The following is an 11,864-nucleotide window of genomic DNA, read 5'->3' as shown; positions in this document are numbered from 1 at the left end:
TTTCTCCCCAGGTTTGGGCTGGCCCCATGGCGCAGCTCTGCGAGTATGCGCTCGCCCCCGAAACGCCTCAATTGCCCGCTGTGGCTTCCGCGCGCAGGCGCCGAAACGACAACGGCGCGGAAGTCCGCGCCGTTGCCTTGTTCGCGATTCCGGCTACGGCGCGCAAGCCGCCGCAGCCGTCTTCCTCAATGGCACATGTGGTCGTCGCCGCTGGCTGCTTCTTCGAAGCCGTTGGCGAAGATCACATCGATCGGGCCGGCGTCGCCGATGTGTACCTCGTCCAGCGAGAACCCGTCGAACGCCGACAGCGGATCGGTCGCGAGCACCCAGCGGATCTGCACGGTCTGGCCGACGTAGGCCGACAGATCGGTCGCGAACGGCTTGAACACCGCGGTGGCGGTGCCGTTGCCGGGATCTTCGTTCGACTGCGCCGTGGTGACGCCGTTGAACGCGCCGTGCGTTGCGCGATAGCCGCAGGCATTCGCCGGAATGCCCGGCGTGCTGCTTTCGGTCTGCGCGAAGGAGCTCGGATAGCCGCCGGTGGGCGGCAGGTCGTTCCACGTCGTGCCGCCGTCGGTCGAGATCTCCATCACCACGCCGTCCCATTCGTGCTCGAGGTCGTACTTCGCCTTGAACGCGAGCCCGGTCGCGCCGGCGGCGATCGTCAGCGGCGGCGTCTGGATGCTGGCGCAGACACTGGCTCCATAGGGCTCCCCATCACGCGCGCTGCGATAGCTGAAGCTGCCGGCGCTGGCGGTCGTGTTGGTGATCTGCCAGGGTGCTTGCATCTCCATGTAGCTGTGCGTGTCGACGTCGTCGAGAAAAGCGGCGGGGTCCGGGCCGTTGGCGCCGCTCGGCGTCGCGTTCGCGGTGCGCGCGACGGTGGTATTGCCGGCCGCGTCGCTTGCGGTGATGCGGTAGAAGTAAGGCGTACCGTTGCTCACTCCGTTGTCGGCGAACGTGGTGCCGGTTTCCGCCGGGCTTAGCGTTTGCGCGTTGCCGAAGTACGGATCGGTATCGCGTTCGATCTTGTAGGTGACCGTCTGCGCCGCAGGGCAGGCGCTCTGCGCGGCGCTCCATTGCAGGTTCACGCTACAGCTCGCGTTGGCGCCGTCGGCGATGACCGAGCTGACGTCGAACGTCGGTGCCAAGGTGCAGTCGTCCTGCGAGACGACGTCGATGCACGTCGACGCTTCGCCCTCGACGTCGTTGGCGATGCCGCGCACCTTGTAGGCGTACTGGAAGCCGCCGATGGTGACGTCGTCGGTCAACGGAGCTGTGGCACCGGAGGCGACCAGATGGAAGTCACCGGCCTGCGCACTCGCGCAGGTGCCGTCCGCGCGATACAGCTGCGCGCCCTGCGCGCCGCTCGCGAGGGTGAATCCGATCTTGACGCCGGTGGTGTCGTTGCTGGTTACAGCGAGGCCGGTCGGCGCCGGCAAGGCGGTCGTGTCGGGCAGACCGAAACCGCCCGACACCGCGAGCGCATAACCCTGGCGATCGCTGCCGACGCTGCCGTCGCCCGGCACCGCCGTTGCTTTCACGCGTAGGGTGTAGCTGCCCGCAGCCGGCGCGGTGAAGCGCACTTGTTCGACCGTGTCCTTCGCGTCCGCCGTGCCGCCGGTGACGGAGACGCCGCCGCTGAAGCGGTTGCCGAGATAGGTCTGACCGTCCGGTGCGACGACTTCGAGATCGAGGTTGTTGATCAGCGACACTGCCGCGTTGGGCACGGCGGCCGGATCGAACCAGGTCAACGTGGCGCGGAACTCGATGCCGGGCGCGACGTTGGCTATGGTGTACTCGTGCACGTCGCCGGTTTCCAGGCCCGCTTCGTTGGTGCGCTCGAACAGGCGCAGGCGGCGGCTGTCGTCGCCGTTGGGCATCGTGTTCTTGAACCACAGCGAGCTGTCGAGGTACGGCCGTCCCCAGCCGGTGCCGGTGTTGGGGAATGCCGACGGCGTCGTCGCCGGAGTGGTGCCGTTCAACAGCAACGCTTTGAGGATCGAGCCGGTCGGATTGAACACGTCCGCGGCCTTCTTCTCACCGCGCGGATAGAAGCCGTCGGTGAAGAACTGGCGCAGCAGCACGGCGTTGCCGGCCACGGTCGGGGTGGCCATCGAGGTGCCCGAATCGGGGCGGGTTTCCGGCAGCGTCGGCGTCGAGTTCACCGGAATGCTACTGTTCTTGGCCGATATCGTGCTGCTGCCCGGCGCGGCGATGTCCGGCTTCATGCGACCGTCGGCGGTGGGGCCGGCGTTGGAGAAGCTGGCTTTGACCAGACTGCCGGCATGACCGAGCGCAGCGACGGTGACGGCGTTCTTCGAATTGCCGGGCGAGCCTACGGCGCGCGCACCAGCCTGGTCGTTGCCGGCTGCGATGACGACGAGCAGGTCTTCGCGCTTGCGCATCGCGGTGTCGGCTGCGGCGTCCTGGTCGGAATACACGCCCGAGGTCGGACCGCCCCAGCTGTCGCTGTGCACGCGTGCGCCGGCACGATGTGCTTGCTCGAGCGTGCCGGCGAAGTCCGCTGCGATGACGGATCGCGGGTCATTGGGACCAACGTCCTGCATCAGCAGCTGCGCGTTCGGCGCCATGCCGTCGGCCAAGTCGTGATTGGGCAGGAGCGGCGTCGAGGGCATGAACGTGTTGGCGCCGAAGGTGCCCGAGGCGTCGCCGACGAGGGTGCCGGTGGTGTGCGTGCCATGGCCGGAAACGTAGTCGTAGTCGGTCGGGCCGCCGGGCTGGGTCCAGTAGGCGAGAATCTTGTTGTCCGGATACAGCGTGCCGATGTTCGGCAGCACCGGCGGCGGGTTCTCAGCGAAGGTGACTTCGGTGTGCGGACCGCTGCCCTTGTCCAAGGTGGTGAACCAGCCGGCATTCACCGTCGTGCCCGAATCGGCGATGGCGACGATCTGTCCGCCGCCGGTGATGCCGTGATCGAACATCGGTGCCGGTCCGCAGATCGGACCGCTGCCGGCGCAGGCGCCGGTGAGATTGCCTTGCAACGCGGCGATGCCGCCAGCATTGGCGGTCGTGGTCGGGAACCATGGAGCGACGCTGACGACGCCGTCGATTTCCGTCGCCGCGAGCAGCAGCGCGTCGAGTTCGTCCGCGGATACCGCGGCGCGTACGTAGGGCGGCGCATCGGCGCGCTCGCTACGCAGGGTGATCTCGACATTCGGCGCCCGCTTGCGCAGAGCCGCTGCCATCTGCGCCGAGGAGACGCCGGCGAATGCGTTGACGATGATCTCGTAGCGACCGTCCGCCTGCAGGGCTTTGGAGCTCAGACGTTGTGCGCGCCAAAGCTGCGGATCGAGCTTCATCGCAGGACGCAACGGGCCGGCCCAGCGCACGGCGGGATCGCGCGACAACTCGGCGAGGGTGACGCCGTTGAGTCTGGCGTAGTACGCGTTGTTGGGCACGTAACCGAGGAACTGCACACCGCGCGCTGCGAGCGCCTTGTGCGCGCGCAGTTGACCCGGTTTGAACTGCACGATCGCGTACGCCGACGGTGCGTCGGCGGCGGCGCCTACCGCGCTGACTTCGACCTGTTGCGCGGCCGGATCGAAGATGCCGGTCTGTAAAATGATCACATTCGTATTGGCGCGAGCGGCATCGAGCGCGTCGATCGAAGGCTGTGCGGCGACGACGCTGGAAGCGGAAGGCGCGGCGGAAGCGCCGGCGCTCAAAGCAAGAACGAGGGCTGCGGCGAGCGCAGTCCGGCAAGGCAAGTTCGTCATGCGGAAAATCCCCAAGAGCCGTGAACGGAAAACCATCCGAGTATGCGGCGGCTGCGAAGGCTCGGCATAGGTCTGCAGGATGAATTTACGTATGACTGATGACCCATGTGGAGGCGCGGTGATTGTGCCGTCCTCGTCGGCCGGGCCGCCTGTCGGTGCTGATGTGGATTCCGGATCGAGCGCCGCGCTTCGTTTCCGTGAGCTGTGACGCGAAATTTCGCAATATCAGACCGGCGAGTTCTGTTAGTATTTCGTAAATCGCGCTATACTCCACCCAGTCCAAAGTCTGGGAACTCTGCCAGTCACGCGCACTCTCTCTTGCGCGCTCGCGAGGAATGGTCCGGTACCGGTTGCGATGAAACTCCGTCTCGCCCAATGGCTGTTGATGTCGCTGTTCCCGCTCATGGGAACGGCGCAATCTCTGCCGTCGTTGGCGCCGGTACCGAGCAAGACACCGCTCGTGGATGAGCTGCTTGCGCTCGACGGTTCGTCGACCTCCCTGGCGCAAGGCGCTCCGGTCGTGCCGATCTGGTCCGGCTCCAATGGACAATTGCTGGCAGTCGTCGCATTGCCGCGCGACTGGAATCATTCGCCGATCGAGCGCACGCCTGGTTATGTGGGACCGTCCAGCTGGCATCTCGCCGGCAGTTCGACAGTCAGCGGCGGTGGCCTCAGCTGGCAGCTCAATAATGGATTTCATGCCGAAGCGACGTTCGGGCAGTACCTCGCTGCACCGTCGGTGACCTGTACCGCCGCCGATTGCAATGCAGCGGCGACGACGCCGTGGGCGCGCAATTCGCTGACCGGTGCACTCGGCCTGGGATGGACCACGCCGGATGGTGCGATGGACCTTTCCTACGGTTTGTCTTGGCTGCAATCGCAGAGTAGTGGTCCGGCTTTTGGGCAGCTTTCGCTCGGAAACGGCGTGGTTCCGGTGCTCACTTTGCCGAACTCGCTGAATTCCTACGGCCTGGAATCGGAGGCTTCTCTCTACGCTCGCGGCCGCTGGCAGTTCGAAGATGGGCCGGCCCTCGATGTGGCCGCCAGCTACGGGCGCGGCCGTCTTTCTGCGTTGGGACAGGCCGGGCTCCCGGGTATCGATCTCGACCAGCTCTCGCTGAGTTTGGGGCTGGGTGCCGGTTCGCTGCGCGGGGCGATCGTCGGTCACGTATTGCGCAGCGACGATCCGATGTTCGCTGGCAAGCGTTGGACCACGCTCGATCTCGGCGTGTCCTGGCGCACGCCGTGGAGCGGCGAACTCAGCGTCGGTACGCAGAACATCCTCAACGCTCCGCTCAACACTCCGCGCGACGCGGACGGCCAGCAGAACCGCACGCCATACATCCAGTATCGGCAGGATCTCTGACGAGCTTCCCCTCGCTTGGCCTGCCTCTGCGGTAGGCGCGCGATCCCAGCGCTTTGAATCTCCCTTGTAATGCTTCAGGGCGCCACGACTGCGGCTTCGAGTCGAGGTTTGCAAGCCCTCTTCCCGCATAACTACCGTGCATCCGAGTTAACAAAAGCTGCCGTCAAAGCGCGCGGCGCTGGCTTCGCGCGCTCGAACCGGTTTCAGATGAAAGTTCGTAAGTTATTGAACTTACGGTTATTTACCGGGGCGTTAAGCCTGCGCTCAGGGATTCCCAAGTCGTAAGAATCTTGTTAGTATCGGCAACTGCCGAGGGTTTTGGTGGACCGTTTTGGTCGTTCCCAGGATGGGAGAGCACATGTCCCGAGCTGTGACACAACTCTGACGTTGGAGAGTGAAATGAATTTATCGAGCAACGAGCTTTTCAAAGCCGTGCGCTATGCGTTGTATACGGGTACCGCAGCGGCGGTTGCCCTGACCGCGGCCCCGGCCTTCGCGCAAGATCCGCAAGGTGAAACGCAGTCGCTGGAAACCGTCACGGTGACGGGTTCGCGCATCCGCAAGGCGGACGTCGAAACCGCCCAGCCGATCCTGGTGCTGGACCGCGCCGCCATTGAGAAGCAGGGCTACAACTCGGTCGTCGACATCCTGTCGAACCTGACCGAAGCGGGTTCGCCGGCGATCAGCCGTTCGAGCGTCTTGGCTTCCGGCGAAAACGTCGGCGGCTACTACATCGATCTGCGCAACCTCGGCGCCAACCGCACGCTGATCCTGTTGAACGGCAAGCGCCTTGGTGCGACCAGCGGTGGTTTCCAGGATCTCTCGCAGGTTCCGGTCGCCGCCATTGAGCGCATGGAAGTGCTGAAAGACGGCGCTTCGGCGATCTACGGCTCCGACGCGATCGCGGGCGTGGTCAACATCATCACGCGTCGCAATTACGACGGTATGGAAGCCAGCGCCTACCTCGGTCAGTACGACGACGGCGACGGCACCAAGCAGACCTACAGCATGACGCTTGGCTCGCACAACGAGCGCAGCTCGATCACGGTCGCGGCCGAGTACTCGAAGGAAGATCCGACCTGGGCGCGCAATCGTCCCTACAGTGCGTACCCGCAGGGTCCGCGTCACCCCAATGATGCGTGGACGCCGGTGTCGCAGTGGGGTGGCTTCACGCTGCCCAACGGCTGTCCGGGAGTGGAGAACTCGCCGTTCGCTCTGTGTACCCTCAATCCGGGTGGCAACCCGTTCAACGCCGGTCAGAACGGCGGTCCGAACGATTTCCACGGCACCAACTCGGCCGGCGGCGTCACCGACCTCAGCAACTCGAACCAGTCGATGATGGGTTCCACCGGCGTCGAACGCCATTCGCTGTTCGTCGCGGGTGAGTACAACATCACCGACAACATCAAGTTCTCGGCCGATGCGTTGTACAACAAGCGCTCGACCACGCAGCAGGTCGCCGGCTATCCGTATCAGAGCTTGTCTTTCGATCAGGAGCTGTCTGCGGACAGCTACTACAACCCGTTCGGCAATCAGCACATGCCGGAAGGAGAAGGTCGCAGCATCTACTTCGTCCGTCGTACCTGGGAAGTGCCGCGCGTCACGCGCAGCGACCTACAGACCTATCGTTTCTCGGGCACCTTGGAAGGCACCTTCGAGATCGCCGGTCGCAGTTGGAACTGGGACGTCGGCGGCTTCGTCAACACCAACGACCTGTTGAAGACGGGTCATGGTGACGGCAGCCTGCCGGCGATGGCGCAAGCCCTCGGCGCTTCGTTCTACAACCCGCTGACCAAGCGCGTCGAGTGCGGCACCGCTGCTGCTCCGGTCCAGTACGGTTCCGGCCCCGGCCAATGCGTACCGTGGAACCCGTTCTATTCCGCCGGCACGGTCGCCCCGGATTCGCTGACGGGCAACAAGACCCTGCAGGAATTCATGTTCCCGTTCTACCACGACACCGGTCGCACCAAGACGGTCGATTACAGCGCCAACCTGACCGGTTCGCTGTTCTCGCTGCCGGCTGGCGATCTGAGCGTCGCGACGGGTTACGAGCATCGTCAGGAGTCGGGCCGTTTCGAGCCGGACGCGTCCAAGCAAGCGGGTCAGTCCACCGACCTCGCCGGCACCATGACCAAGGGCAGCTACTCGGTCGACGAGTACTACCTCGAAGTCGACGTACCGGTGCTGAAGGATGTGATGCTGGCGAAGGAACTGTCGTTCAACGTCGCGGGCCGTTACTCGGATTACTCGACGTTCGGCAACACGACCAACGGCAAGTTCAGCCTGACCTGGCGTCCGATCGAAGACCTGCTGGTCCGCGCCAACTACGCGCAGGGCTTCCGCGCTCCGACCATCGGCGACCTCTACGGCGGCACCAGCCAGTCGTTCGAGAGCTATTCCGACCCCTGCGATGAAACCCGCGGCGCTGCGGCGTTCAATCCGGACGTCCAGGCTCGCTGTCGCGCGGGCTTCGGCGGCCAGAACCCGACCGCGCCGGGCTTCCGTCAGCTCGGCCAGGGCAATGCGCCCTGCCGGAATCTGCCGTGCCAGACCGGTGTGCCGTTCGTGTCCGGTTCGAATCCGAACCTGACGCCGGAAACCTCGACCAGCAAGACCGCCGGTCTCGTCTACAGCCCGAGCTGGATTCAGGGTCTGGACGTGAGCCTCGACTGGTACAACATCCGCATCAAGAACGTCATCTCGGGCGACACGGTCAGTCAGATCCTGCAGGACTGCTATGTGTTCCAGGCGGCGTCGCGTTGCTCAACCAGCCTGTTCACGCGTGGCGCTAACGGTGTGGTCAACACCGCGCTGATCGCCGGCATCAACCAGGGTTGGACGGAAACCGAAGGTTACGACTTCGGCGTCAACTACCGTCTGCCGGAGTTCTCCTTCGGTCGCTTCCGCCTGAGCTGGGATACCACCTACGTCAGCTTCAACAACACCAAGCCGGACGACAAGCCGGAGACGGCCGTGTCGGTCAGCAACAGCTTCGGCGGCTTCCCCCGCCTGCGCTCGAACCTGACCCTGGACTGGAACCTCGGCGACTTCGGTGCGACCTGGACCACGCGTTACTACTCGGGCATGAAGGAACGCTGCTCGTACGACCTGAAGGGCGGTCCGGAGTGCAACATGCCCGACTACGTGGCACCGGATGTGGGCGCTCAGCCGCAGAACCGCACCGGCGCGACGACGTGGCACGATGCGCAGATCCGCTGGACGGCACCGTGGAACGGCACCATCTCGCTCGGCGCGAACAACGTGTTCAACAAGCAGCCGCCGATCATGTACAGCGGTCCGAACTCGCAGTTCCTGTACTACGGCGGCTTCGACATCGGTCGCTTCTACTACATGCGCTACACGCAGAAGTTCTAAGAAGCAGTCGCTTCGATCGGACTTTCGACGGCCCCGGAAACGGGGCCGTTTTTTTTTGACTTTCGGCAGCTGGCCCAATGAGCGTGCACACGTGTGCCGAAAAGCCCCGGCCTGGAAGGACGGCGAGCTGAACAAAGCATCGGACGCAACTTCCTCGCGCATCGACCGGAAATCGGCCCCGCATCATCGACAACACAATTTCATTGTTGTAATAATGCTGTTAAGGGCCATCGACCGCGGTCAACGGGGGCCGCGGCGCTGGTTCGCAGCGACAAAGTATTGAGATCAAAAATATTTCTGGTGCCGAGCGCCCGCCCAGGCACTCACTTTCTTGGGAGAGATCGATGGCCGTTCACCGCGTAGTTCGCCGCAATCCCGCGCGCAATGCTTTATTCCTCGGAATTTCCGCCGCCGTAGCGGCGCAAGCGGTGCCGGCCACCGCGCAGGACGCGCAGAATTCAGGGCCGGACACGCAAAGGCTCGGTACCGTCGTCGTCACCGGTTCGCGCATCCGCCGCGTCGATCTCGAGACCGCCAATCCGGTCGTGACGATCGACAAGGCCGCGATCGAGCGTTCCGGCAAACTGACCGTCGGTGACCTGCTGCAGAACCTGCCCGCGGTCGCCGGCGCCGGTTCCAATCCGAGCGTCAACAACAGCGGCGGCGACGGCGGTACCTACATCGACCTGCGCGGTCTCGGCGCCGAACGCACGCTGATCCTGATCAATGGCCACCGGATCATGCAGATTCCGGGCAACAGCACCGACGTCAACCAGATTCCGGCAAGTGCGATCGAACGCATGGAAGTGCTCGGCGATGGCGCTTCGTCCGTGTACGGCTCGGACGCGATCGGCGGCGTGGTCAACTTCATCCTGCGCCAGGATTTCCAGGGCGTCGAAGTACAGGCCGACTACGGCATCTCCGATCACGACGACGGCCAGCGCCAAGGCTATTCGGTGATGTTCGGCCACACCAGCGAGAAGGGTAACCTGACCGTCGGCGTCAACTACAACAAGCAAGAGATCGCTTCCGCCGCGAATCGCGGCTTCGCTGCCGATGCGTTCTATCTGTCGGGCGGCGCGGTCAGCGTCGGCGGTTCGAGTCGCACGCCGAGCGGTTACATCCAGGTTCCCGCGACGCTGTTCCCCGGTTGCGCCGACGAAGGCAGCGACGTCGCCACGGTGACCTTGAACCGCGGCGGCCACGGCGGCTCGCTCGGCGACTACCGCTGCTACGTCGGCTCCGGGCCGAACAACGATGCGTTCAACTTCCAGCGCATCGGCAATCTGGTGCTGACGCCGCAGGAACGCACCGGCGCGTTCGCGATCGGCAATTACAAGATCACCGATTCGATCACCGGTTATCTGGAGGTCTACGCCAACAAGACGCGCTCGCGATCGCAGATCGCGCCGTTGCCGTTCGACGCACAGAACGACGGCGTCACGGTTTCGGCCGATAACTACTACAACCCGTTCGGCGTCGAGTTCAGCCCTGACTCGTATTCCTTCCGCAGCCGCTTCACCAGCCTCGGCAATCGCGTCCTGTCGCAGTCGACTGAAAACGAATCCGCCCACGGCGGCTTCAAAGGCGCGTTCGGCTCGTCGAGCTGGACCTGGGACCTCGGTTTCGACTACGGCCACTACAGCAAGGATACGGACACCTATGGCTACGTGAACTATCCAGCCCTGCGCAACGCGCTCGGCCCGTCCTTCCTCGGCAGCGACGGTCAGGTGCATTGCGGCACCGCCGCAAATCCGATCGAAGGCTGTACGCCGATCAACATCTTCAACATCTCCGATCCGGCGACGATCTCCCAGCTGCAGTCGGTGGCGGTCAATCCGGCGCAGAGCAGCATCACGGCCAGCCAGAAGATCGCGCGCTTCGATGTCGCCGGCGAGTTGTTCAGTCTGCCGGCCGGCACGGTCAGCCTGGCCGGCGGCCTTTCCTACCGCAAGGACGCCCTCGACAGCCGCGTCGACAGCCTCGCGATCGCCAACAGCCGCGCGAACTGCGCCCTCGCGCAAGAGGCCTGCGGTTCACCGACCAGCGGTTCGCTCGACGTCAAGGAAGCCTATATCGAAGTGCTGGTTCCGCTGCTCAAGGATGTGCCGTTCGCGCATTCTCTGAACCTGATCGTCGGCGACCGCTATTCGAAGTTCAACGAGTTCGGCAACACCAACAACTGGAAGGTCGCGCTGGAATGGCGGCCGCTGGAAGACCTGCTGCTGCGCGGCACCGTGTCCAAGCTGTTCCGCGCGCCGACCACGCTCGACGTGTTCGCCGGCCCGGGTGGCAACGCACCGAACTTCACCGATCCGTGCATCGGCCTGACCGCGCCCAACCCGGCCTGCGTCGGCGTGCCCACCGACGGCAGCTTCGCCGGCAGTGGTCTCTCGCAAAGCAATGGCGTGACATCGGGCAACAACTGGGCGCGCGCCAATGTCGATCCGACCCTGCCGAAGTTGAGGCCGGAGTTCGGCAAGTCGTTCAACTTCGGTGTCGTCTACGATCCGCACTGGCTCGAAGGCCTGTCGCTGAGCGCCGACTTGTGGCGTTTGTACCTGAACGACTACATCGCCAACATCGGCGCGTCGGTGGCGGCAAACTCGTGCTACACCAACGGACAGTTCTGCAGCCTGATCCATCGTTTCGAAAGCGGTCCGAGCGCCGGTCAGATCGACTACATCAGCCAGCCGGTCGTGAACCTCGGCCGCTTCGACGCCAAGGGCGTCGACTTCGCGGTGAAGTACCGCCTGCCGGAAACCACGTTCGGCGCCTTCGCGCTGAGCTTCAACAGCACCTATCTGGCGCGCATGGACAACACGACCTCCTCGGGCGGTCTGGTCAACCATCTCGCCGGCAAGTACTGGAACGAGTACGGCAACTACGCGCGCTGGAGAGCGATCGCGGGCCTCAACTGGAAGCTCGGCGCGTTCGATGCCAGCTGGTACGCGCACTACATCGGACCGATCTCGCTCGGCAGCGCACAGGTGGATCAGCACTTCTCGGCGGATGCCGCGATTCCTGGAGTCGTGATTCGGCGCGGCGCTTCGACGACGCACAGTCTTCAGCTCGGCTACGACCTGGCGTCGCTGAAGACGCGTTTCGACGTCGGCGTCGACAACCTGTTCGACAAGAAGCCACCGATCCTCTATCAGAACAACGTGCTGAACTCGAACACCGACGTCAGCACCTACTATTCGGAAATGATCGGCCGCTACTTCTGGGGCCGTGTGACCGTGAGATTCTGATCGGGGTGAGCTTTGCTCGGGAGCCGCGCGATGCAAGTCGCGCGGCTTTTCTTTTTGAGGATGCGCCCGCGATGATCGTTCTGCTCCGATTGCCGTCGCGGTCGCCGCATCAAATCTGCAGCCTCTGCGCTA

The 11,864-nt window shown here is 64.2% G+C and carries 4 protein-coding genes; 3 read left to right on the top strand and 1 reads right to left on the bottom strand.

The window, feature by feature from the left end; translation table 11 throughout:
• Window positions 1–185: 185 nt before the first annotated feature.
• Window positions 186–3,740, bottom strand: coding sequence for a S8 family serine peptidase (locus tag AC3QL3_RS18095; protein WP_492895491.1), 3,555 nt, complete (start codon window positions 3,738–3,740; stop codon window positions 186–188).
• A 355-nt stretch (window positions 3,741–4,095) separates the two neighbouring features.
• Here AC3QL3_RS18095 and AC3QL3_RS18090 point away from each other — a divergent pair, with 355 nt between their 5' ends.
• The 3 genes from AC3QL3_RS18090 (at window position 4,096) to AC3QL3_RS18080 (ending at window position 11,732) form a co-directional block, all read left to right on the top strand.
• Entirely contained in the window at window positions 4,096–5,106 is a 1,011-nt protein-coding gene (locus AC3QL3_RS18090; protein ID WP_492895490.1) for a hypothetical protein, read from the top strand.
• 399 nt (window positions 5,107–5,505) lie between these two features.
• Entirely contained in the window at window positions 5,506–8,481 is a 2,976-nt protein-coding gene (locus AC3QL3_RS18085) for a TonB-dependent receptor plug domain-containing protein (protein ID WP_492895489.1), read from the top strand.
• Between the two features lie 344 nt (window positions 8,482–8,825).
• A complete protein-coding gene (locus AC3QL3_RS18080) occupies window positions 8,826–11,732 on the top strand; it encodes a TonB-dependent receptor plug domain-containing protein (RefSeq protein ID WP_492895488.1) in 2,907 nt (968 codons plus the stop codon).
• Window positions 11,733–11,864: the final 132 nt, after the last annotated feature.

The sequence above is a fragment of the Dokdonella sp. GW821-FHT11D02 genome, from assembly GCF_058808595.1.
The sequence above is the reverse complement of the archived record's forward strand: the minus strand, read 5'-3'. Positions and strand labels throughout refer to the sequence as shown.

Excerpts from the sequence above, each read along its gene's own strand:
- AC3QL3_RS18085 (WP_492895489.1), top strand. The coding sequence starts at position 5,506 with ATGAATTTATCGAGCAACGAGCTTTTCAAAGCCGTGCGCTATGCGTTG.
- AC3QL3_RS18095 (WP_492895491.1), bottom strand. The coding sequence starts at position 3,740 with ATGACGAACTTGCCTTGCCGGACTGCGCTCGCCGCAGCCCTCGTTCTT.
- AC3QL3_RS18080 (WP_492895488.1), top strand. The coding sequence starts at position 8,826 with ATGGCCGTTCACCGCGTAGTTCGCCGCAATCCCGCGCGCAATGCTTTA.
- AC3QL3_RS18090 (WP_492895490.1), top strand. The coding sequence starts at position 4,096 with ATGAAACTCCGTCTCGCCCAATGGCTGTTGATGTCGCTGTTCCCGCTC.